21 protein-coding genes are annotated in these 21,523 nt (G+C 64.3%); 8 read left to right on the top strand and 13 right to left on the bottom strand.

The window, feature by feature from the left end; all coding sequences use genetic code 11:
* Positions 1-4: 4 nt before the first annotated feature.
* The 5 genes from VG320_RS24775 (at position 5) to VG320_RS24755 (ending at position 4,142) form a co-directional block, all read left to right on the top strand.
* Positions 5-733, top strand: a complete 729-nt coding sequence (locus tag VG320_RS24775; protein WP_327202702.1) for a hypothetical protein — start codon at positions 5-7, stop codon at positions 731-733.
* Positions 734-848: 115 nt separating this feature from the next.
* Positions 849-1,709, top strand: coding sequence for a hypothetical protein (locus VG320_RS24770; protein ID WP_327202701.1), 861 nt, complete (start codon positions 849-851; stop codon positions 1,707-1,709).
* Between the two features lie 69 nt (positions 1,710-1,778).
* Positions 1,779-2,306, top strand: a complete 528-nt coding sequence (locus tag VG320_RS24765; protein ID WP_327202700.1) for a GbsR/MarR family transcriptional regulator — start codon at positions 1,779-1,781, stop codon at positions 2,304-2,306.
* 112 nt (positions 2,307-2,418) lie between these two features.
* Entirely contained in the window at positions 2,419-3,675 is a 1,257-nt protein-coding gene (locus VG320_RS24760) for an SDR family oxidoreductase (protein WP_327202699.1), read from the top strand.
* The gene (locus VG320_RS24755) at positions 3,672-4,142 is read left to right on the top strand and encodes a DUF2269 domain-containing protein (RefSeq protein ID WP_327202698.1); all 471 of its coding nucleotides are present in this window, start codon (positions 3,672-3,674) and stop codon (positions 4,140-4,142) included. Before VG320_RS24760 ends, VG320_RS24755 begins: the two co-directional genes overlap by 4 nt.
* On the opposite strand, the gene VG320_RS24750 is transcribed toward VG320_RS24755, so the two are convergent.
* From VG320_RS24750 to VG320_RS24720, 7 genes are all read right to left on the bottom strand, one after another.
* On the bottom strand, positions 4,112-5,098 hold the full coding sequence (locus tag VG320_RS24750; RefSeq protein ID WP_327202697.1) for a DUF535 family protein: 987 nt from the start codon (positions 5,096-5,098) through the stop codon (positions 4,112-4,114). The genes VG320_RS24755 and VG320_RS24750 overlap by 31 nt on opposite strands.
* A 166-nt stretch (positions 5,099-5,264) precedes the next feature.
* Positions 5,265-6,077, bottom strand: coding sequence for an ATP-binding cassette domain-containing protein (locus tag VG320_RS24745; RefSeq protein WP_327202696.1), 813 nt, complete (start codon positions 6,075-6,077; stop codon positions 5,265-5,267).
* A gap of 30 nt (positions 6,078-6,107) precedes the next feature.
* The gene (locus VG320_RS24740; RefSeq protein ID WP_327202695.1) at positions 6,108-7,247 is read right to left on the bottom strand and encodes an iron ABC transporter permease; all 1,140 of its coding nucleotides are present in this window, start codon (positions 7,245-7,247) and stop codon (positions 6,108-6,110) included.
* Positions 7,244-8,155, bottom strand: a complete 912-nt coding sequence (locus VG320_RS24735) for a heme/hemin ABC transporter substrate-binding protein (RefSeq protein WP_327202694.1) — start codon at positions 8,153-8,155, stop codon at positions 7,244-7,246. The genes VG320_RS24740 and VG320_RS24735 overlap by 4 nt, the downstream gene beginning before the upstream one ends.
* Positions 8,152-9,258, bottom strand: a complete 1,107-nt coding sequence (locus VG320_RS24730; protein ID WP_327202693.1) for a hemin-degrading factor — start codon at positions 9,256-9,258, stop codon at positions 8,152-8,154. The genes VG320_RS24735 and VG320_RS24730 overlap by 4 nt, the downstream gene beginning before the upstream one ends.
* Before the next feature lie 44 nt (positions 9,259-9,302).
* The gene (locus VG320_RS24725) at positions 9,303-10,457 is read right to left on the bottom strand and encodes a TonB-dependent receptor domain-containing protein (RefSeq protein WP_327202710.1); all 1,155 of its coding nucleotides are present in this window, start codon (positions 10,455-10,457) and stop codon (positions 9,303-9,305) included.
* Positions 10,394-11,653: a TonB-dependent receptor plug domain-containing protein gene (locus VG320_RS24720; RefSeq protein ID WP_327202692.1), complete on the bottom strand. Its 1,260-nt coding sequence runs from the start codon at positions 11,651-11,653 to the stop codon at positions 10,394-10,396. The genes VG320_RS24725 and VG320_RS24720 overlap by 64 nt, the downstream gene beginning before the upstream one ends.
* Positions 11,654-12,048: 395 nt before the next feature.
* Between VG320_RS24720 and VG320_RS24715 the strand changes: the two genes are divergently transcribed.
* Positions 12,049-12,663, top strand: coding sequence for a TetR/AcrR family transcriptional regulator (locus tag VG320_RS24715; RefSeq protein WP_327202691.1), 615 nt, complete (start codon positions 12,049-12,051; stop codon positions 12,661-12,663).
* A gap of 5 nt (positions 12,664-12,668) precedes the next feature.
* Here VG320_RS24715 and VG320_RS24710 read toward each other — a convergent pair whose 3' ends face one another.
* On the bottom strand, positions 12,669-13,874 hold the full coding sequence (locus tag VG320_RS24710) for an MFS transporter (RefSeq protein ID WP_327202690.1): 1,206 nt from the start codon (positions 13,872-13,874) through the stop codon (positions 12,669-12,671).
* A 98-nt stretch (positions 13,875-13,972) separates the two neighbouring features.
* Here VG320_RS24710 and VG320_RS24705 point away from each other — a divergent pair, with 98 nt between their 5' ends.
* Together VG320_RS24705 and VG320_RS24700 are read left to right on the top strand one after the other, a co-directional pair.
* Complete coding sequence (locus tag VG320_RS24705; RefSeq protein ID WP_327202689.1) at positions 13,973-14,890, top strand: LysR family transcriptional regulator; 918 nt, start codon at positions 13,973-13,975, stop codon at positions 14,888-14,890.
* 9 nt (positions 14,891-14,899) lie between these two features.
* A complete protein-coding gene (locus tag VG320_RS24700) occupies positions 14,900-15,754 on the top strand; it encodes a helix-turn-helix transcriptional regulator (RefSeq protein ID WP_327202688.1) in 855 nt (284 codons plus the stop codon).
* Positions 15,755-15,777: 23 nt separating this feature from the next.
* Here the strand turns inward: VG320_RS24700 and VG320_RS24695 are convergent, their stop codons facing one another.
* The 5 genes from VG320_RS24695 to VG320_RS24675 all read right to left on the bottom strand — a co-directional run bounded on the left by VG320_RS24695 (position 15,778) and on the right by VG320_RS24675 (position 21,435).
* Positions 15,778-16,803 carry a helix-turn-helix domain-containing protein gene (locus VG320_RS24695; protein WP_327202687.1) on the bottom strand — a complete coding sequence of 342 codons (1,026 nt, stop codon included), beginning with the start codon at positions 16,801-16,803 and terminating at the stop codon, positions 15,778-15,780.
* Between the two features lie 247 nt (positions 16,804-17,050).
* Complete coding sequence (gene eutC, locus VG320_RS24690) at positions 17,051-17,845, bottom strand: ethanolamine ammonia-lyase subunit EutC (protein WP_327202686.1); 795 nt, start codon at positions 17,843-17,845, stop codon at positions 17,051-17,053.
* On the bottom strand, positions 17,842-19,251 hold the full coding sequence (locus VG320_RS24685) for an ethanolamine ammonia-lyase subunit EutB (RefSeq protein WP_327202685.1): 1,410 nt from the start codon (positions 19,249-19,251) through the stop codon (positions 17,842-17,844). Before VG320_RS24685 ends, eutC begins: the two co-directional genes overlap by 4 nt.
* A 58-nt stretch (positions 19,252-19,309) precedes the next feature.
* Positions 19,310-20,725 (bottom strand): ethanolamine permease, encoded by a 1,416-nt coding sequence (gene eat, locus VG320_RS24680; RefSeq protein WP_327202684.1) that lies wholly within the window; start codon positions 20,723-20,725, stop codon positions 19,310-19,312.
* A gap of 167 nt (positions 20,726-20,892) precedes the next feature.
* Complete coding sequence (locus VG320_RS24675; RefSeq protein WP_327202683.1) at positions 20,893-21,435, bottom strand: BrnA antitoxin family protein; 543 nt, start codon at positions 21,433-21,435, stop codon at positions 20,893-20,895.
* Positions 21,436-21,523: the final 88 nt, after the last annotated feature.

Raw genomic sequence — 21,523 nt, 5'->3', positions numbered from 1 at the left:
GACCATGAATCGCTATTTTCGTCCCGCGCGACGTCACGCGCTGTTTTCGCTGGCCGCTATCGCCGCGGCTTGCGTGGTGCCTGAAAGCCACGCCCAAACGCCCCGTGTAGAAGGCTCGATCCTGATGGTCGTGCAACTGGACGGCCCCAACATCGCCGTCGACCGGCAGATCGCGACACACCTGCAAAGCCGTGGTTACAAGGTCGCGCTCGTCAATCAGGACTTCGATCCACGTGGCGCTCTGGGCGCACGGCTCGTCGTGATTTCTTCGACCGTATCGGCGAAAGACGTGCCGCCCGGCTGGCGCGATGCACCGGTGCCGCTGCTAACGTGGGAAAACGATCTGCTCGACGATCTGGCCATGAGCGGCAAGCGCCATGACGTCGATTTCGGCGAGGTGGAGAAGGAGCGCTATCTGTGGCTCGTCAATGCACCGCATCCGGTTTCGGCTGGACTGCCTGCAGGCGTCGCCAACGTGTTTCGCAAACAGGCACCGATGAGTTGGGGCAAGCCCGGACTGGGCGCGTCGATCATCGCGACGATTTACGGACAACCCGAAAAAGCCGCAATCTTCACCTACGAAAAAGGCGCGACGATGGATTACGAAGCCCTCGCGCCCGCGCGCCGCGCGATGTTCTTCATGGACAACGACTCGTTTGCGAATCTCTCGGCGGCGGGCGTGCGGCTGTTCGATGCAGCGATCGACTGGGCGGCGGCGCAGCCCGCGATCTGAACCGCATCACTTTTCAGGACCCGCTAAAGATATTTCCGCCTCCCGCCGTAAACAGAATGAAAACCCGATTTAAACCTCGATTTAAATCGCGATTTAAACCCGACGGGAGTAGCGGATGAGTCTAACCATCGACACTGCAAACATCATCAGCCTGATCGGCGCAGATTCCGGCGCTTCTGCCAGCCTCCAGCTTGCTTCAAGCGCGCTCGCGGCACAGAGCGCGAGCGCCACGGTTACGCCGGATTCGGCCACGCCGATTACCGTCACCGCCGTCGATCCGCTCGACCAGACCCGCCTCAACAAATACCTGAGCGCGCTGGGCGCGCCGCTGAAGATGGGCGCCGATGCCGCAAATATCGCCAGCGCGCTCGTTCCGGTCATGCAGTCGCTGATCAAGGAGCGCCCGGATCTGGCCAACGCCGACTTCGATTTTTCGTCGGACAATGGCAGCATCGCCGTCACGTCGAAAACCATGAGCGCCTCCGACCAGAGCTGGCTTCAGGGCAAACTCAACAGCAGCGCGTCGCTCGTGCAAGCCGTAAAGTCGTTTCACGACGACGCCGTCGCGGGCTATTCGACATGGGCCGATGCGGACGGCAATCCGCTATCGGCCGCGCAAACCCAGGCGGTCAGCCAGCAGGCCGACAAGCTCACCAGTTTCATGTCTCTGTTCTCGAAGCTCGGCTCAGAAGCGCAATCGTCGCTCATGAAAGGCGGCACGTATCACCTCAGCAGCGACGCGAGCAGCGGCAACACGTTGAATCTGGCGCAGGATCCTGGCAGCGCGACCGGCTTCCTCAGTTTCATGAAGAGCGTCCAGGCGGCGAAGAACGGCACGGCCACCTTTACGTCCTCGTCCGGGCAGACCTCGTATGGCGTGCTGCGTATGGATATCTTCGGCACGGATAGCCGCGCCATTCCGAACTTCTTCCCTCCTACCGATACTCGCTCGCTTGGTGTCGATGAAACGGTTTGATGGTGATGTGCGCACAGTTCAGTTATTTCTGTCTTGACAGAAATAACTGAAGCTCATACAGTCAGGCCCATGGAACTCACACCGACCGCCGAAAAATTCATCCTGCATTGGGGCGAGATGGGCTCGCGCTGGGGCGTCAATCGCACCGTAGCGCAGATTCACGCCCTGCTCTATCTGCTAGGACGCCCCGTCGCCGCCGACGAAATTGCCGAGGCACTGGGCGTCGCGCGCTCGAATGTCAGCACGAGCCTGAAGGAACTGCAATCGTGGCGACTCGCGAAAGTCGTGCATGTGATGGGCGACCGGCGCGATCACTTCGAAACCTCCACGGATGTCTGGGAACTGTTCAAGCTGATCGTAGAAGGACGGCGCCAGCGCGAAATCGATCCCACCCTGACGATGCTGCGCGACACGCTCGACGGCCCGGAGATCGCTAACGAAAGCCGCGAAACGGAGCAAAGAATCCGCGACACGCTGCAGTTTCTCGAAACGCTCACGACATGGTCCGACGAGATGCTGCGCCTGAAGCCGGAAACGCTCATGAAGACGTTGGGCATGGGCGCGAAGATCAGCAAGGTGGTCAGACGCAAGTCTTGAGGTGGCAAGGGCAGGCTCCGGCGTTCGAGAGCCTGTTTTTTTGATTAGTTATTTCTGTCTATACAGAAATAACAGTAACTATATTAAATTCAGACGACAAGGAAGCGCTCATATGAACATCCTCGTTTGCGGCGCGCGCGGATTTATCGGCAGCGCCTTGTGCGCATCGCTCGAACGTCGCGGCCATCGCGTCGTGAAAGGCGTGCGCATTGTCACGCAAGCCGATGAAATCCAGATCGATTTTGCGGCCCCCGCCGACACTTCAAGGTTGTGTGCGCAACTTGATGGCATCGATGCCGTCGTCAACGCGGCCGGGATTTTGCGGGAACATGGCGAGCAGAGCTTCGATGCCGTTCATACTCGCGGTCCAATTGCACTATTCGATGCCTGTCGACAGGTGGGCGTCAAGCGCGTCGTGCAGATATCGGCGCTGGGTGTGGAGCGCGGCACCGCGCCCTACTTCACAAGCAAACTGGCGGCGGACCGTCATTTGCAAAGCCTGCCCATTGCGTGGCAGGTTGTGCGTCCGGCGTTGGTCTATGGCACACATGGCTCCTCGTCGCGTTTCTTTCGCGCGCTCGCAAGTGTTCCATTCCATATGCTTCCCGCAGGCGGCCATCAACGGCTGCGGCATGTCCACGCCGACGATCTGGCCGAAGCTATCGCACGCCTGCTCGAAGCTCAAACGCCAGCACGGCAGACGCTCGATATCGTCGGTGGCGAAGAGGTCGAGTATCGCGAGATGCTGGCCATCTTCCGGCACGCGCTCGGGTTCGGTCAAGCGCTGCGTATCGGCGTGCCAGGCGTGGTGATTGGCGCCGCTACCGCGCTGTTCGAGCATCTACCTGGCTCCATGCTCACGCGCGATACCTGGCGCATGCTGCAGTCCGGCAGCACCGCCGATGTCGCCGCGACGACGGCGCTGCTCGGTCGCACGCCGCTGGGTATTCGCGACTTCATCGCGCACAGCGAAGCCACGCCGTTGCGACGCGAAGCGCTCGAAGCCTGGCGCTCCTATGCATTGCGTTTCGCGTTGGCCATCACGTGGATCTGGAGCGCGATCGTCAGCGCCTGGCTGCATCCGCAAGCGCAAAGCCTCGCGCTGCTGGCGCGCGTCGGCCTGCACGGCACAGCGGCGCTGACTACGCTTTATGCGGCATCGGCGCTTGATCTCGCGTTCGGTCTCGCAACGATCTTTCGGCCAGGAAAGCGTCTGTGGTTCGCGCAGATTGCGCTCATCGTCGGGTACACCGCGATCATCGCGCTCGCGCTACCCGAGTTGCTCACTGACCCATTTGGTTCGATCCTCAAGAATCTGCCGATTCTCGCCCTGTTACTCGTGCTCCTCAGCGAAGAGGTCCGCTCATGAACGTGTATCTCGTCATCAAGACTTTGCATATTCTTTCGTCCGTGCTGATGGTAGGCACGGGATTCGGTACCGCGTTCTATCTTTACTTCGCCAATCGTTCGCGTTCGGTGCCCGTGATTGCCGCCGTGGCGCGTCTCGTCGTGCGCGCCGACTGGTGGTTCACCACGCCCGCCGTGCTGTTCCAGCCCGCCAGCGGTCTCTGGCTCGCGCATGCGGCGGGCTGGCCATGGCAAAGCCCGTGGATCGTCGCGGCGCTCGCGCTCTACGGACTCGCCGGCGCGTGCTGGTTGCCGGTAGTGTGGCTGCAGATGCAACTCGCCCAACTTGCGCAGTCCGCAGCCGAATCACACGCGACAACCCTGCCCACACGCTACTGGCAGTATGCGAAGTGGTGGGAATGGCTCGGCTATCCGGCGTTCATCGCGATGTTGCTGGTCTACTTCCTGATGGTGTTCAAGCCCAGTTGAGCGCCAGCCCACGCAAGCCCGAACGGCCGGGCGGCGCGAACCGGAATGGTGAAGTCGGCCAGCACGCCTTCGCGCTTCGCGCCGTCGATATGGCTGTGAATCTGCGCAGCCATATCGGCGATCAGCGCCTGACGGCGGCGGAACGCCGCTCGCTTGTTCGACGGCACATCCTCGATTGCGCGATGCGGCAGGTTCATCGGCAGCGCGTAGCCATCGTCGACCGGCACGCCGCCTAGCTCAAGCCAGAACGCGTCATAGTCGGCGCGAAATTGCATGTCGTTCGCGCTGGAGATATGCGCCGCGCGCGCCACCGCCACGATGCGCGCCAGCCCCAGCTCGCGGCCCATTGCGCAGAGCGCTTCGATCACCGCGGCTTTCGGGCGCAACCCGTCGCAAGCGCGCGTCACCGCTCGCACGCGCTCACGATACTCGCCGGCCGGCCCCTGCAGTCCGCCGATAAACATGCCGGTGCGGCACTGCGCATCCTGCTCGAAAACGACCGTCGCCCACGCGAGATCAGCGCCGCTTTGCTCGTCACGCAAGGCAATACTCAGCAATCCTTCGCGTTTGCAGCGCGTGACTTCGCGCGCCACGATCGAGAACTGTTCGCACGAGGCCAGCACGATCGATTCGCCGCGCACGTAGAGACGTTCGAGCCAGCGATCGCCGAGCAGGCGCGACATCGACGCATAGTGGCCCGCGATCAGTGAGGCTCGCGTCTGCGCATCCAGTTTCGCGCGGCCAAAGCCGTGAAAGGGCTTTTCCGCGAAACGCCGGTCGCGGCGCGCGGCGGCGGCAAGCAGGGGAATATCGGTGAGTGCGCGTATCCAGATGCGCCCCGTGCCCGGATTGAGGCCCGCGTAGAGCCAGACGCGCGCGCGGCTGAAGCGCGCTTTCAAGGTCGAACCCGGAATGGATTCGTGCAGCAGACGCTGCATGGCAAGCATCGTTTTCATTGTTATAGCGAAGGCAAAACCGGTCCTGCACATCTCGTCCCGACGCGCGGCATGCGGTCGGCCCAAGCGTATTCTGAGCGCCCGCCATGCAGCGACTATCGAGGAATGATGGAGATCGTATGGAGCGCGCACGTTCCCCGGGCGCGCAAACGTTTTTATGGCTTTTTCAGGCCGGAAAAATACTTGCCACGGCGTCCTGGTCTTCACCGGCAATCTGCATCGGCGCGCCATAGCAGCGTTCGAGCAGATCGGTACGCATGACGTCGCGCGGCGGCCCGTCGGCGATCGCGCGGCCGTTGGCGAGCAGCACGAGGCGGTCCGCATGGCGCGCAGCGAGATTGCAGTCGTGCGCGATCGCAAGCGCGCCGATATTCCACGCGCGCGTCAGCCGCCGCGCCGTGGCGAAGAGCCGGTGCTGCTGAACGAGATCGAGCGCAGCCGTGGGCTCGTCCATCAGCAGATAACGCGGCGGCATCTGATGGGCGTCGAGTGTCCACAATTGCGCGAGAGCACGCGCAAACTGCACGCGCGCGAATTCGCCGCCCGAGAGCGTGGTGATATCGCGCTGCGCAAGCGGCGCCACGCCCGCCAACGCAAGCATGTCCTGCACCAGCACATCGACGGAAAACGGCAATGCCGCGCCGTCCAGATGCGCATAGCGGCCCAGTTGCACGACTTCGTTCACCGGCACCGCAAACGTGTTAGGCACGCTTTGCGCGAGCACGGCCCGCAGTTGCGCGAGGCGCTGCGGCGCGATGCGGCGCACGTCCTCGCCGTTGAGCGTGAGGGTGCCGCTGCTCGCACGATCGGGAAAGCCGTGCAGCGTGAAGTCGCCGGCCAGCGCCTTGAGCAGCGTGCTCTTGCCGACCCCGTTCTGGCCGAGCACGACCACGAATTCGCCAGGCGCTACGCTGAGCGAAAAGTCGTCGAACAGCGGCCTTCCCCGGTAGCCGATGCGCAGTTTTTCAATCGAAAGCATGAGTATTTTTTTGACGTTTGGTCGATACGTTTATCCGCCGAATTGCCGCCGGCTGCGCAAGATCAGCACGATAAAGAACGGTGCACCCAGCAAGGCGGTGAGCACGCCAAGCGGAATCTCCGCAGGCGCCACGAGCGTACGTGCGGCGAGATCGGCGGCCACGGTCAGCAATGCGCCCAGCAGCATCGATCCCGGCAGCACCACGCGCTGGTCGGGGCCACACGAAAGCCGGATACAGTGAGGCGCCACCAGCCCGATAAAGCCGATCTGCCCCGTGCTCGACACCAGTGCGCCGACAGCCAGCGCCACCGCCAATAGTATGGAGTGCTTGACACGTCGAACCGGCACGCCCAGATAGTGCGCTTCCAGTTCGCCGAGTTGCATTGCGTTGAGCGCGCGCGAGTGCGCAGCAATCGTTACGATGCCCACGATCACGAACGGCGCGATGGCGCCGAGCGTCGACCACTTCGCATCGGCGAGACTGCCCAGACTCCAGAACGTCAGCGAACGCAGTTGCGCATCGGTGGCCACATAAGAGAGCGTACCGATCACCGCGCCCGCGAGCGCGTTGGCGGCCACACCGGCGAGCAGCAGGATCGGCAGCACCACGCGGCCGTTCGACGAGGAAATCCGGTACACGCCCAGCGTCACGCCCAGCGCCCCGATGAACGCCGCAATCGCGGTAAGTTGTCCCGAACCCGGCGCGAAGCCGCCCGCGAATACAGCGGGCCACCACGCGGACAGATGCGGCAACAGCACCGCGCCGAACACGATCAGCAATGAAGCGCCCAATGCCGCGCCGCTCGATACGCCGATCAAGCCGGGGTCCGCGAGCGGATTGCGCAGCAGCGCCTGCAGGGCGCTGCCAGCCGCGCCGAACCCCGCGCCCACCAGCAGCGCGAGCGCCACACGCGGCATGCGCAGTTCGAGTAACACCAGCGCGGATCGATCGGCTTGCGCGCCTGCGTGCAGATCGCCTGCCACGAGCGTTTGCCAGAGTGCGGCAGGCGACACCGGATAAGCGCCCATGCACACGGCCGCCAACACGGCCAGCGCTAGCAAGGCTGCGAGCGCGGCGAACACCAGCGGGACGCGCGAGCGCAGCGTGCGCACGGAAGATGGCGCAGCCAGCGCAGGCTGCGCGAGTTGAAGCGTCGGCCTGCTCATCATGCTTTCGCCAGACTGCGGTTGAGTGCGCTCACGGCCTCGGGCAGGCGCGGGCCGAAGCCGAGCAGGAACAGCGCATCGAGCGCGACCACGCGCGTCGAGCGCCCGGCGGGCGTCAGCGCGAAGCCCGCCGAATCGAGCAGATGGCGCTTGCTACCTGCAGCCTTGAGCGCATCGTCAGTCGTCAACACGATATCGGGTTGCGCGGCGACCAGCGCCTCGGGCGTGAGCGCGCGATAGCCCGAGAAGCCCTGCATCGCATTGCGCGCACCCGCATAGGCGAGCATGGCGTCGGCAGCGGTGTGCTGGCCCGCTACCATCGGCTGGTTGTCGGTGGGACTCATGAGGAACAACACGCGTGGCTGGGTTGCGGGCTTCGTTGCCTGCGCAACCTGTGCCGACGCCTCGGCCCACCCGCGATCGAAGCGCGCGAGCAGCGTTTGACCTGCGTTTTCAGCGTCGAGCGCGCGCGCCACGCCCACGATCTTCTCGCGTACCGAGGCCACATCGTGCCCTTCGCCAAAGGTCGCGAGCTTCACGCCCGCATCGGCGACACGTTGCAGCACCGAGGGCGGCCCGGCCTCCGCAGAAGCAAGAATCAGCGTGGGCTGCAACGACAGCAGACCTTCCGCGGAGAGCGCGCGCTGATAGCCGACCTTGGGCAGCGCCTGGGCCTGCGGCGGATAGGTACAGGTGGTATCGGAGCCTACGAGCGTGTCGGCGCGGCCCAGCGCATAGACGATTTCTGCAAGCGCCCCGCCGATCACGACCACGCGCGGCGTATCGGACCGGGCCTGCGTTGGGGCCGCGCTCGCCAGATCGGCAAAGCCCGCGCCCGTCGCTGCAAGCAGCAGCCCACCCGTGCCGATCAACAGGCGTCGGCGTCTGAAATCGAAACGATCGTCGCTCATACGGCAGCCTCCTGCGCGGCACGCTCGATACGTGCGAGGCGCTGCACGGCCGCACGCCAGTCTTCGCGTTCCGCCTGGCCCGGCTTACGTTCGCCGAACAGCATGGCGATGTTCTCGCCCGCCGCGTCGAAGAGTTCGACCGAGGTGACGATGCCATCGCTCGTTGGCTTGCGCACGACCCATGCGTGCGCAACGAGATTGGTGCGCAGATGCAGATTGAAGTCCGCGTCGAGCACGTTCAGCCACGGTCCCATCGTGCGGATCTTCTGGACCGGACCGGTGTGGATCTGGATCATGCCGGGATTGCCGACAAACACCATGATCGGCAACTGCGCGCGGGCGGCGTCGTTCAACAACACCTCAATGGCATCGAGTGCGATTGGCTCTGCATACGCGGCGTCGGCCAGGCGTAGTGCCTGCAGACGGGCCACATCGAATTTATGCAGGATATCGAAGAATTCATGGGTGTCCTTCATCGCTGCCCAGGCTGCGCGAAAACCTGCCACGTCGATCTGCGCATCGTCGCGCTGTGCGGCGCGCGGCTGGACTGGAGCGACCGCGAGACCCGCCTTCTGCTCCGGCGCGGCGTGACGTTCGACCAGCGCATTGAACGCCGCCTGATCGCTCGCATCGCGCAGATAGACCTTGGTGATGGCTACGCCGTGTGCGTCGAAGAACTGCAGGCTCTCGCGCACGCCGTCGTCATAGGCTTCGCGCACTGCGAACGCCGACGCCCACTTCGCGTAAAAAATACGCAGATCGATCGCGCGGCCCACGGTCAGGCCCACCGGACCGTTACGCCCCACCTTGCCGAAGGTGCCGATTTTCTCGTGCACGACGGCATCGTTGCGCGTGAGCACCATGACCTCGCCGAGCAGCGGCATCGCCTCGAACAGCGCGGCGAACTGGTCGACGTTGTGACAATCGAGCCGCACGACATACTCGCCGACGAACGCCGCCAGCGCTTCGCCTTCGCTTACGCCCAGTTCCGCCGCCGCTTCGCGATGGCGCAACTTGCGCGTCGTGCGCAGTTCGGTGAAGGCCTCGCGCAGCAGCGCGAGCGTGGCCGCGTTCGCGGGAACCGGATGTGAGGTTTGCGTCATGAGGGTCCTGCCTGTGTACATTGAACGGTTGAATAAACTGCGCGTCAGAAGTCGATTTTCATCGCCACGTTGAAGTTGCGGCCTGGCGCGGTGTACGCGTTGATCTTCGCCGCGCTGTCGCTGTCCGAAAGTCCGCGCACGTCGTTCCAGGTCCAGTATTTGCGGTCGAATACGTTGTCGATGCCCGCCGTCACGCTCACGTGACGCGTGATGTTGTAGCCCGCGTGCAGGTCGAGAATCGTGTAGGACGGCGTCGAAAAATACGACGACGTGGACATCGTCGATTTGCTCTTGCGCGAGTTGTAGGTCAGGTCGGCGCTGGCGAACCAGCGCTCGGTGGGCGCGTACTTCACGCCCAGCACGACCGCCAGCGGCGGCACCGTATCCAGCCCCGAAGTCACGCCGTCCTTCGTTTCGGTGCCATGAATCCACGCGAAGCCGCCCTTCACTTCCAGGCTGTCGTTCACGTACCAGTCTGCTTTGCCTTCGAGGCCCTGAATCGAGGCCTTCGAATAATTCACGTACTGCACCGTGTACGGATTGGTCGCGGACGTCACGCTGCCGCCAATCACCTTCGTATCGATGAAGTTGCTGTAGCGGCCCGCAAACGCGGCAGCGCTGTAGTTCACCTGGCCGTGACCGACGCCGAGCTTGCCGCGCAGGCCCAGTTCGATCGAGTTGCTGGTTTCCGGCTTGAGGTCAGGATTGCCAACCTGCTGGTAGTAAAGACCGTACGAACCCGCCGGGTTATAGAAGCTGTTGACCTGGTAGGCCGATGGCGCGCGGAAGCCGTGCGCGTACTGCACATAAGGCACGAACGCGGGCGACACTTCATAAAGCACCGCAAGGCGCGGCGAAATCGCGTTGCCCGTGGAGGTCGTGGTGGGCTTGGTCGACGCGGCGGACATGGACGCGTAGGTCGCGTCTGGATGCGGCGTCATGTCGTACCAGTCGAAGCGCACGCCCGGCACCACGCTCAGCTTGTTCCAGCGAATCTCGTCCTGCACGAAGGCGCCGACATTCGTTTGCGTGGTCTTTGGGAAAGCTTCCGGATAGCCGTCTGCACTGCTGGTCCACTCCGATCCCGCCGAGCTTGCGGTGCTGTAGTGCGAGACGCTGGCATCGAAACCGTAAGTCAACTTGTGCTGCAGGAAGCCGGTCGCGAACGCGCTATCGGCCACCACGCTGCCGCCGAGGATGTTGTCGCCGTAATCGTTGGTGCGCGAGCGCGAGGACGTTGCGCCGCTCGCATTGGCGCCGCCGATATCGAGCGTCTGCCGCGTGGAGGCTGCTGGAAATACGGGTTCGTCGCGTCGCGATGATCGTAGTCGAGCTGGACGCGGTTGCTGTTAACCTCGTTGCCGGTCACATAGCGATTGGCCGTGTAGCCGCTCCACGTATACGCACCGCCGAGCTGCGAAAGACCATCGCTTGAATTCGCATTACTAATCGTTTCCGCAGTGATTTTGAGCGTGTCTTGCGGCGTCAATTTAAAAACCAGCTTGCCGAGTGCGCTGCGATTGTTGTACGTCAGCGGATCCGCTTCCGAGCGTGTCGCGCCCAGCGTGTTGCTGTCGCCCTTGTTGTCGGTTTCGTGGCCGTGGCGGCCAGACAGCGCGACCATGCCCTGCACCACGTCGCCGCCGAAGGCAGCCGTGGCCGTCGATCCCCAGCTGCGGTCGGTCGAGTCGTAGCCCGCCTTCAGCGAGAAATAGGTCGGCTTGTTGTAGATCGACAGCAGGTCGCCCGGGTCCTTGGTCACGAAGTTGACCGCGCCCGTCAGGCCGTCACTGCCGTACAGCGCCGAAGTCGGTCCGCGCAGCACTTCAATGCGCTGATAGAGATCGGTGTTCAGATAATCGGCGCGGCCGGCCGAACCTGAGCCGAACGCGTACGACTGCGGCAGCGGCACGCCGTCTTCGAGCAGCAGCACCTGGTTGCCTTCAAGGCCGCGAATATTGATGCCTTCATTGCCCGCGCGGCCCGACGAGCCCGTGATGCCCGACGGCCGGTAGGCCGAGTGGCGCACTTCCACGCCCGGCTCGTACTTGAGCGCGTCCTTGACGTCCTTGGCGTTGTTCTCGTCGATATCGTCGCTGGTGATGACCGAGACCGTGGCCGCCGTGCGGTTCGGGTCCGCGCTGCCGCCGCGCGTCGCCGTGACCGTTACGGCCTTGAGCGCCTGCTCGCGGCGCAGGGCGTCGGCGCGCATGGGTTTGGCGGCCGGGTCCGCGGCGGTGTCGTTGGTGGTGGCGTTTTGCGCGAGTGTCGCGCTGGCGGCAGGCTGAGACGCCTGGGCCGGTTGAGCGGCCAGCGTCTGGCTGGCATAAAGCGCGCAGGCTTCGGCAATCAGCGCCGGCAACACGCGCCGCACCAGTCTTTGCTTGAAATGCATCGAATCTACCCCGTAGTCAGAATCCAGGCGCCCGGTTTCTTACGAACCGAAAGCGGGCTCGATCTTAGCCTGGATGCAAACAATTCTCATTTACTTTTTAACAGCCGAAGGGATTCGAAGGGGTAAATCTGCATGCGCGTTTGGCGCGGCCTCTAGTGAGCAACGCGAAAATCGTCGATTTATCAGTTAGTTAGTTGCCAACTTGCGCGGCAGATAGAAACAGTCGCGCATGTATGTTTTCTGTAGCGACGGATGAGAAGTCCTTATATGCGTCATGGTTATATGTCGCAAAATGACCGCACATCGGCGCAAATCGCATCGAAATGTCCGGCGCCGAGTGCAAACCCGCAACGTCGGGGCCGCCCGGCCACGAGGCGAACCAGTAAAATCGCGTCATGGATTCGACCGCTACCCCGCAACGCCTGACCGACCGCAAACGCGCCGCCATTCTGGAAGCGGCCATCGAGGAATTTCTCGGCGCCGGTTACGACGCCACCAGCATGGACCGCATCGCCGCACGCGCGAGCGTCTCCAAGCGCACGGTTTACAACCACTTTCCGAGCAAGGAAGCGCTGTTCGCGGCGATCCTGATGCGCCTGTGGGACGCGAGCGAGACCGGCACATCGCCCGCCTACCGCGCCGCAGAACCGTTGCGCCCGCAACTGCTTGCGCTGCTCGCGCGCAAACTGCGCCTGATGGCCGACGAGTCGTTTCTGGCGCTCGCCCGCGTGGCGATCGCAGCGGGCATTCACTCTCCCGAGCGCGCACGCGACATGGTCGCGCGCATCGGCGAGCGCGAAGAGGACGTGACCGTGTGGATTCGCGCCGCCAGCGCAGACGGGCGTCTGCAAATCGACGATCCGCTTTTCGCGGCGCAGGAACTGCAGGGGATGGTGAAGGCGTTCGCGTTCTGGCCGCAGGTGACGATGGGCCAGCCGCCGCTCGACGCAGCGGGCCAGGCCCGCATCGCCGAATCCGCCGCCGATATGTTTCTCGCGCGCTACGCCTGAACGGGCTAGCGCAGCAAAGCCCGCACCTCGCCCGGCGAAGCGCCCTGCCGCGCGCCCTCGCGCCAGAACCGCCAGGCGAGCAGGCCCGCCAGCGCCTGCGCGGCGATCACGAACGCCACGCAACCGCCCCAGCCCCATAGACGCCAGCCAGGCACGGGCAGCACCGACCCGAGACTGCCGCCCAGGTAATAAAACGAGAGATACACGCCGATGGCCGTGGCCCGCGCCGCACCGGCGGTCTGCGAGATAAACGCATTGGCCGCAGCCTGTTCGACAAAAACGGCGGTCGAGCCGAGCGCCAGCCCCAACAGGATCGGCACCAGGCCGTGGGCGAGCGTGAGCAGCGCGCCCACCAGCGCGAGCCATGCCGCCCAGACCGCCAGATCGCGCGGCGAACGATGGCGCGCGACGCGCCCCGCGAGCGGCGTCACCACCATCGCGAGCAGGAACACGGCGTAGATCGCGCCGATCTGCGCTGTGCCGAAGTCATAAGGCGGCTGCGCGAGCCGCAGCCCCGCGAAGGTGAACGTGGCCACCTGCGAGGCCAGCACGCAGGCGCCGAAACCGAACGCCGCCAGCAGCGATGGCCGTGCAAGCAGCTTCAACCGCGATGGCGCCGCGTGATCGATCGCGCGCGCTTCGGGTTGCATCGCCGTCGGCACATCTCGCGGCAGCCACGCGTAAATCGCCATACCCGCCACCAGGCTCAACAGCGCGACCCCATCCAGCGCCTGCCGCCAGCCCAGCGCGGCCACGCACGCATTGGTCACGAAGCGTCCCGCGAAGCCGCCGAGCGTGGTCCCGGCGACAAACAGCGCGCTCACCTCCGCAGCCTCATCGCGCGAAAAACACTCGCCGATAAACGACACCGATATCGCGAAGATAAACGGCATCAGCATGCCGACGGCAAAGCGCGCGGCGAGAAACGAGCCGAAGCCGCCCGCATGCGCGGCCCACAACGCGGGCAGCGCGGACATCATCGCCGCGCCCGCGATCACCGTGCGGCGCGCGAACGGCGCAGCGATTGCACCGACGAATGGCGCGATAATGGCGACGGCCAGCGTGGTCGCGCTGACGCCTTGCCCCGCGCGTTCAGCGCTCACGCCAAAGGCCGCCGCAAGTTCGCGCAAGATGCCCTGCGTAGCGTAGAGATTGAGAAAGGCCGCGCAGCCGCAGAGAAAAAACGCCGCGCGCAAGGGCTTGCCAGACATGAATGGTTTCCGTGACGATAGCTGTCCATTCAGTCTGCCGGGCGCGCGCGAGCGCGGCCAATACCGATTTTGTGCTGATTGATACCCGGACTCACTCCATGCTCGACCTGCGCCGCCTGCGCTATTTCGTGACCGTCGCCGACGAACTGCACTTCGGCCGCGCCGCCGAACGCCTGCACATCGCCCAGCCGCCGCTCACGCGCCAGATCTCCGCGCTCGAAACCGGGCTGGGAATACGCCTGTTCGAGCGCTCGACACGCGCAGTCACACTCACGCCCGAAGGCATGCAGTTTCTCGACCACGCGCGCCGGGTGCTCGAAGCGGCGGCGAGCGCCCAGACTTCGGCGCAGCGGCTGGCGAACGGCACGGCCGGGCGCCTGGCGATTGGCTACACCAGTTCGATTCCGATGTCGCGCGTGTTCAGCGAGATCGTGCGCGCATTCGGCCGCGCGGCGCCAGAAGTGGAGTTGAGCTTTTGCGAAGTGGCGAGCGTCGATCACTATCGGCAGATCGCGGCGGGCGTGATCGACATTGCGTTCGGATGGGCCGCGCCGCAAGCCGCACCGCCCGAGATCGCCCAGCGCATCGTGGCGAGCGAGCCGCTGGTCGCCGCCGTGCCGTGCGCCAGTCAGCACGCCGCGTGCGATGCGATTGACTTCGCCGCGCTCGCGGGTGAAGCCTTCATCACTTATCCGCCGGGTCAGGGTTCCGCGCTCAATGCGGCGCTCAACCGTCTATGCGCGAAAACCGGCCTCGCGCCGCGCCTGGGGCCGACCGCCACGCAGGTCGCGACGCTGGTGGCGCTGGTTGCCGCCGAACGTGGCGTAGCGATCGTGCCCGCATCCGTCGCGGCGTTGCAGATGCCGGGCGTGCGCTACGTGCCGCTCGCCGGTGAAGCGCCGCTCGAGCAAACGCTGCTGTGGCGCGCAACGGATGCGTCGCGATGTGCGCTGCGTTTCGTCGAGTTCGCGCATGACGCAGTCGATAAAAACGCGCAGCAAGCGCATTCCACTTGAACCCGCGCCATGCCGACGCCCCGCACCAAACCCAATCGCACGACCGCCCCGCAGCGCAACGCGCAGCACCTGCGCCAGCCGCCCTTCATCGACACGCTGCCGGTGCCCGTGTATTTCCGCACCGAGCACATGCCCTCGCACGCGACCTATCCGTCGATGTGCCATCCGTGGGGCGAGTTCGTCTATTCGTTCAGCGGCATCACCGAAGTCACGACGCGCGAGGATTACTTTCTCGCGCCGCCGCATATGGCTTTGTGGATCGCGCCGGGTACCGAGCACGTCGGCTTCAATCACGCGGAGACGGTGCATTGCTCGGTCTATATCAAGCGCGAGCTGTGCGCCGCGCTGCCCGCGCAGACCTGCGCGGTGATGGTGTCGCCGCTTGTGCGCGCGATGCTCGAACATCTGCGTGCACTGCCGCCCGAGGGCCACGACGGCCTGGAATCGCCCACGCGCACGCGCCTGTTACGCGTGCTGGTCGATCAACTGGGCACCTGCGCCACGACGGGGAGTTACCTGCCTCACGCGGACGACCCGGAACTGGACGCGGTGCTCAAGGTCTTTCACGACAATCCCGCCGATAACCGCCCGCTCGCCGAGCTGGCCGCCGCGTTTCATACGAGCGAACGCACGCTGATGCGCCATGCTCAACGCGAACTGGGGATGTCACTGACTGAATGGCGCGCGCGGCTGCGGCTGGTGCGCGCGCTGCCGCTGTTGCAGGCGGGGCGCAGCGTCGAATCGGTGGCGCTCGATCTGGGCTATGCGACTTCGTCGGCGTTTATCGCGATGTTCCGGCGCCTCACGGGCACGAGCCCCGGCAAGTTTATCGCGCGGCCCGCCAATCATCAGGTGTCCGGATAAATTGCGAATCGCGCGGCGGCGGGTTACGCCGCGCGCAGCGCTTCCGAAGGGCGCATGCCGAACATGCGTCGATAGTCGGTAGCGAACTGGCTCAGATGCCAGAACCCCCATGCCGCTGCCACGTCCTGCACCGACCCGGCCGCGCGTCCGCACAGATCGCGACGCGCGCCGTTCAGGCGCAGCGCGCGCAGATAGGTCGCGGGCGCCATGCCCAGCACGTCCTGGAAGCAGTATTGCAAGGTGCGCCGGCTCACATGCAGTTGCTCGCAGAGTTCCGGCACGCCCACCGGACGCGAGCGATGCGCAAGCACATAATCGCGCGCCTGGCCGACGATCCAGCGGCGGCGCGAAGGCGGGTCGCCCAGTGCATCCGCATTGCCGGAACCATCGTCGTGCGCCGTGCAGGCATCGAAAAGCGCCGCCAGCAATTCCGCCTGGACGTCGTCACGCTCCACGTCCGACAGCATGGCGTTGCCCGCATCGGTATCGCCCAGCCGTTGCGCGAGCAATGCGCAAAGCTGCGCCAGACGTGCCGCGCCCGCGCGCACGGTCGGCGCGCACGGCAGGCGGGCGTCCAGCGGCACGCGTTCGACGGCTTCGGCATAGTGGCGCAGCACGTCGCCGCGCACCACCACACCGTAGATCGAAAACTGCGCGGGCGTGAGCAACTCGAATTCGACATTGCCGGGCCGCACGGCAATCGCGTGCTCGCCAAACGGCTGCGAATCGATGCGCGCCTGGCCGTCGAGCGCCGCAGGAATGCCGAACCAGTACGCGTCGCCCCGCACCTCGCACGCCTGCCGCAGCGTGTGACTGGTGGTCTCGCAGAAAATCTTCATAGTGTCGAGCGGGATTTCCGTGAGCGTGCCGACGAAGCGCCCCGCCGCGAGCTGATCGTAGGTCTGCCGCCAGCCGACCAGATTGCGCGCCTGCTCGTCGGCGTCATGCGCGACGCTCACGACCGCGCGGCCGGCAGGCACCTGCGCGCCCTGGGCGTTCAGGCGGGTGTCCGCCGCGGTCTGTTCGATGCGCGTGACCGCTTGATTCATGGGTGACTCCTGGCGCTTAGGTTTGGTCGGAAACGATCCGCTTTCGATGCAAAATCCGCGCCAGGGACGTGCGGGGCGCATGCGGCGGGGAATGACGCGCACGCCTATGACACTGATGTGTCAGCTATGTGCCGTTGCGGCACACTATTGCACACACGCGCGCGCCTGGCGCGATTGATCGATGTTCAAATTCGGCGCATCGTTGCGAGATGCGCCGCGGGTCGCGCCCCAAAATGGGGCGCCGGTTTCAGGCCGCTTCGACGCGCCCCACGGACTGCTGCGGCAACGTCGCGTCGCTATCGTCCTTCAGACCCACGCCGGTCAACTGGAGCCGCCGCGCGTGCGTGAGCAGATAATGCAGCTTGTGCGCCGCCGCTTCGTACGGCAGCCCTTCGGGCCGCACGTTCGAAATGCAGTTGCGCAACGCGTCGTGACAGCCCACCTTCGGTGCCCACGTGAGGTACACGCCCAGGCTATCGGGCGAACTCAAACCGGGCCGCTCGCCGATCAACATGGCGACGAGTTTCGCACCCAGCAATTCGCCGATCTCGTCGCCGAGCGCAACACGCGCCTGGCGCGCCACCACCACCGGGCCGATGCGCCATCCAGCCGTGGCGGCATCGTCTTCCAGACGTCGGCGCACTGCCTGCAATAGCGGCACGGCCTGCTTCGCCGCCGCGAAGGCCGACAGCCCGTCGCCGACCACGAACACCACGTCCGGCGCGTCCTTTGGAGCGCGTGCAAGCGCTTCACGGCTTTCGTCGCTCAGCCGTCTTCCCAGATCGGGCCTGCGCAAATAATGCTGCCGGTCTGACGCCGCGCTTTGCGCTGCGAGCGTCGCGAAACCCTGAGCTTCCAGTTGCGCGCACAACGTCTGCGCATCGAGCGGCTGATGCACCGCGTCGCGCGCCTGGGCGTGCGAGAGATTGAACGCAAGCAGCGGCGCGGTCGGCAGGCCGTTACCTGCGCGCCCCAGCGCGATGCGCGCATTGGTGAATGCCTTCAGCCCCGCCCAGGGATTCTTTTCGACGGCGTCGCTCATGCGCTGGCTCCCTGCCCGATGCCCATCCATTCGTTCGCGCCCGCCAGCAGCGGCACGCGCGCTGACGTGGGCAGCAGCGCGCCCTTCGCATCGGCGATCTCCATCGTTTCCAGCCACTCCTCGAACTCGGGCGCGCGGCGCAAGCCAAGCACTTCGCGCACGTACAACGCGTCGTGAAACGAGGTGCTCTGATAATTGAGCATCACGTCGTCGGCGCCGGGAATGCCCATGATGAAGTTGATTCCCGCTGTGCCCAGCAGGGTGAGCAACGTATCCATATCGTCCGAATCGGCTTCTGCGTGATTGGTGTAGCAGATATCGCAACCCATCGGCACCCCTAACAACTTGCCGCAGAAGTGATCTTCCAGGCCGGCGCGAATGATCTGCTTGCCATCGTAGAGATATTCCGGGCCGATGAAGCCCACCACCGTATTGACGAGGAAGGGATCGAAGTGGCGCGCGACCGCATAGGCACGCACTTCGCAGGTCTGCTGATCGACGCCGAAATGCGCGTTGGCGGACAGCGCACTGCCTTGCCCCGTCTCGAAGTACATGAGGTTGTTGCCGACCGTGCCGCGCTTGAGCGAGAGCGCCGCGTCGCGCGCTTCGCCCAGCAGCGCGAGCGAGATGCCAAAACTGGCGTTGGCTTTTTCGGTGCCGGCGATCGACTGGAACACCAGATCGACGGGCGCGCCTTTTTCGATCGCCGCGATCGTGTTGGTGACATGCGTGAGCACACACGATTGCGTGGGCACGCGATAACGCTCGCGAAAACCGTCGATCATCGTGAGCAGCTTCACGATGGCCGCCAGGCTGTCCGTGGCCGGATTGATGCCGATCATCGCGTCGCCGCAGCCGTACATGAGGCCGTCGAGCATGGATGCGGCGATGCCCTTCACGTCGTCGGTGGGATGGTTGGGCTGCAGACGCACCGACATGCGCCCAGGCAGCCCAACCGTGTTGCGAAAGCGCGTAATCACGGGCCGTTTGCGCGCCACCGCGATCAGATCCTGGTTGCGCATGATCTTGGAGACCGCCGCCACCATCTCGGGCGTGAGGCCCGGGCCGACACGTTCAAGTGCCGCGCTATCCGCTTCGGGCGATAACAGCCAGTTGCGAAAGTCGCCCACCGTGAGATGCGAAACCATCGCGAACGCCTGTGCGTCGTGACTATCGACGATCAGGCGCGTGACTTCGTCGCTCTCGTAGGGGATGAGCGCTTCGTTCAGGAAAGTCTTGAGCGGCACCTCAGCCAGCGCCATTTTCGCGGCGACGCGCTCTTCCTCGCTTGCCGCCGCGACGCCCGCGAGCTGGTCGCCGCTGCGCAGCGGACTCGCCTTCGCGAGCAAGGTCTTGAGGTCCGCGAAACGGTAGGTACGCGAACCGATCGTCTCCGTATAGGCCATCTATTCGACTCCCGCGCAACTCCTGCGCTCGTGCGTGGTGCAGACGTTCATTGTGCGCTCATTCCTCCAGCAGCGCGCCGGACGTTTCCAGCGACGCTGCGGTCTGCGCAGCGGCCTCGCGCTGTGCGCGGGTCGCCAGAAAATAAGCATAGCCCAGCGCGAGGAAGCCCACGAAGATCACGGCGACCAGCGCATTGAAATACACCATCGTGCCGAGGCAAACCAGCGCGGCGAGCAGCGCAAAAGCCGGAAAGAACGGATAGAGCGGCGCGCGGAACGGACGCTCCAGACGCGGCTGCGCGCGGCGCAGCTTGAAGAGCGCGGCCATGCTGACGATGTACATCACAATCGCGCCAAACACCGACATCGTGACGATATTCGCAGTGAGCGTCTGGCCGCCAAACTGGATCAGCTCGTCGCTATAGATGGCCGCGATGCCAATCACGCCGCCCGCGATAATCGCGCGATAAGGCGTCTTGAAGCGCGGGTGCACCTTGGCGAGCCAGGCGGGCAGATAGCCTTCGCGAGCCAGCGCGAAAATCTGCCGCGAGTAGCCCAGGATGATGCCGTGAAACGACGCGACCAGACCGAACAGGCCAAGCCACACGAGCATGTGCATCCAGCCGCTATGCTCGCCAACGATGTATTTCATCGCTTGCGGCAGCGGGTCATTGATGTTGGCGAGCTTGGTCCAGTCGCCCGCGCCGCCCGCGAACACCATCACGCCCACGGCCAGCGCCACCAGCGTCAGGATGCCCGCAACATAGGCAACCGGAATCGAGCGTTTGGGGTTCTTCGCTTCCTCGGCGGCCATCGCCACGCCTTCAATGGCGAGGAAGAACCAGATCGCGAACGGAATCGCCGCGAACATGCCGTGGAAGGCGCCCAATGAAAAGTGATCGTTGCCCGACCAGCCGCCCTTCGTGAAGTGGTCCCACGTGAAGCCCGGCGAAACCACACCCATAAACACGAGCAGCTCGAAAATCGCCAGCACCGTGACCACCAGCTCGAACGTGGCGGCGATCTGCACGCCCACGATATTGAGCGCCATGAACACGAGGTACGCGCCCATCGCGGCGTGCTTCGGCTCGAGGCCCGGAAACTGCACGTGCAGATACGCGCCGATAGCCAGCGCAATGGCCGGCGGCGCGAACACGAATTCGACCAGCGTGGCCGCGCCCGCGAGATAGCCGCCCGCGGGACCGAATGCGCGGCGCGCGTAGGCGAACGGGCCGCCCGCGTGCGGGATCGACGTGGTGAGTTCGGTGAAACTGAAAATGAACGTGGTGTACATGGCCGCCACGAACAGCGCCGTGACGACGAAGCCCAGCGTGCCGGCGCTCGCCCAGCCGTAGCTCCAGCCGAAATATTCGCCGGAAATCACGAGCCCGACGGCAATGCCCCACAGTTGCCACGTGCCGAGCGTCTGCTGAAGCGCGGGCGCCGCGCTGGGGCCTTTCGACTCTGCGTGCATGGTGTTTTCTCCTCGATGAATGGAACCATGCTAGAGAGTCATTAATCGACGTGTTATCGAAAATCGGCAATCTGCGTTGCTTACATTCTCCATACGATTTTTGGCGCACCGTTCGATCCCTTACCGAACGTGGACGCAAAAAAAACCGCCCACGGGCGGCTTTTTTATCAGTGTGCCGGGCGCTTCCTGGATGAGCGCTCGCCCATCGAGTCGGACTCGGCCACATTGGCAGAAGTCCTGAGTTGGCCAGCGAGTTCCTTGACCAACTTGACAGGCCTGGCGGCCTTGATGAATTCCTTGACCATATCTACCGCCGACGCCGCGCGGCGCAGATTGTCCAGTTCCTGTCGAGAGAAATCCGAACGCTTGCCCGCATGTTCAACTGTGTGAAGCGCCTTATCGAAGGCCTCGGATGCGTCGGCAATCGTGTTGATGAATACTGCGTTTTCTCGTTCTCGAAGTACTTTCTCGACAGCAAGAGATTCAGATATCTGCTTCAAGGCAAGCGCAATATCCGGCTCCGGCCCCGCCTTCAGAGCATTTCTGAGTGATTCGTTGATCAGCGTCTGGTAGCCTTTTCCTTCGTTCGCAGCACGCTCGCGAAACGCCTGGAGGACATCGTCGTCCAGCATGATCGTAATGCGCGTCTTGCCCTTCGGATCGATAATCGGGCCGCGCTTTGCTTGTGAGAAGTCAAAAGTATCACTCATCGCCGTTCCTCGTATTCCGTTCGTTCCGATGCGTCTGCGCGCCGGGCGGAGATCAAGGCGATATCGCCATTCTCCTCATACGCGTAGC

The sequence above is a fragment of the Paraburkholderia sp. genome, assembly GCF_035948235.1.
In the GTDB taxonomy this organism is placed as follows: domain Bacteria; phylum Pseudomonadota; class Gammaproteobacteria; order Burkholderiales; family Burkholderiaceae; genus Paraburkholderia.
This window is presented reverse-complemented; position numbering and strand designations above follow the sequence as displayed.

Bases quoted from the DNA above. Each gene is read 5' to 3' on its own strand.
- VG320_RS24775 (WP_327202702.1), top strand. From the start codon at position 5: ATGAATCGCTATTTTCGTCCCGCGCGACGTCACGCGCTGTTTTCGCTG.
- VG320_RS24770 (WP_327202701.1), top strand. From the start codon at position 849: ATGAGTCTAACCATCGACACTGCAAACATCATCAGCCTGATCGGCGCA.
- VG320_RS24765 (WP_327202700.1), top strand. From the start codon at position 1,779: ATGGAACTCACACCGACCGCCGAAAAATTCATCCTGCATTGGGGCGAG.
- VG320_RS24760 (WP_327202699.1), top strand. From the start codon at position 2,419: ATGAACATCCTCGTTTGCGGCGCGCGCGGATTTATCGGCAGCGCCTTG.
- VG320_RS24755 (WP_327202698.1), top strand. From the start codon at position 3,672: ATGAACGTGTATCTCGTCATCAAGACTTTGCATATTCTTTCGTCCGTG.
- VG320_RS24750 (WP_327202697.1), bottom strand. From the start codon at position 5,098: ATGAAAACGATGCTTGCCATGCAGCGTCTGCTGCACGAATCCATTCCG.
- VG320_RS24745 (WP_327202696.1), bottom strand. From the start codon at position 6,077: ATGCTTTCGATTGAAAAACTGCGCATCGGCTACCGGGGAAGGCCGCTG.
- VG320_RS24740 (WP_327202695.1), bottom strand. From the start codon at position 7,247: ATGATGAGCAGGCCGACGCTTCAACTCGCGCAGCCTGCGCTGGCTGCG.
- VG320_RS24735 (WP_327202694.1), bottom strand. From the start codon at position 8,155: ATGAGCGACGATCGTTTCGATTTCAGACGCCGACGCCTGTTGATCGGC.
- VG320_RS24730 (WP_327202693.1), bottom strand. From the start codon at position 9,258: ATGACGCAAACCTCACATCCGGTTCCCGCGAACGCGGCCACGCTCGCG.
- VG320_RS24720 (WP_327202692.1), bottom strand. From the start codon at position 11,653: ATGCATTTCAAGCAAAGACTGGTGCGGCGCGTGTTGCCGGCGCTGATT.
- VG320_RS24715 (WP_327202691.1), top strand. From the start codon at position 12,049: ATGGATTCGACCGCTACCCCGCAACGCCTGACCGACCGCAAACGCGCC.
- VG320_RS24710 (WP_327202690.1), bottom strand. From the start codon at position 13,874: ATGTCTGGCAAGCCCTTGCGCGCGGCGTTTTTTCTCTGCGGCTGCGCG.
- VG320_RS24705 (WP_327202689.1), top strand. From the start codon at position 13,973: ATGCTCGACCTGCGCCGCCTGCGCTATTTCGTGACCGTCGCCGACGAA.
- VG320_RS24700 (WP_327202688.1), top strand. From the start codon at position 14,900: ATGCCGACGCCCCGCACCAAACCCAATCGCACGACCGCCCCGCAGCGC.
- VG320_RS24695 (WP_327202687.1), bottom strand. From the start codon at position 16,803: ATGAATCAAGCGGTCACGCGCATCGAACAGACCGCGGCGGACACCCGC.
- eutC (WP_327202686.1), bottom strand. From the start codon at position 17,845: ATGAGCGACGCCGTCGAAAAGAATCCCTGGGCGGGGCTGAAGGCATTC.
- VG320_RS24685 (WP_327202685.1), bottom strand. From the start codon at position 19,251: ATGGCCTATACGGAGACGATCGGTTCGCGTACCTACCGTTTCGCGGAC.
- eat (WP_327202684.1), bottom strand. From the start codon at position 20,725: ATGCACGCAGAGTCGAAAGGCCCCAGCGCGGCGCCCGCGCTTCAGCAG.
- VG320_RS24675 (WP_327202683.1), bottom strand. From the start codon at position 21,435: ATGAGTGATACTTTTGACTTCTCACAAGCAAAGCGCGGCCCGATTATC.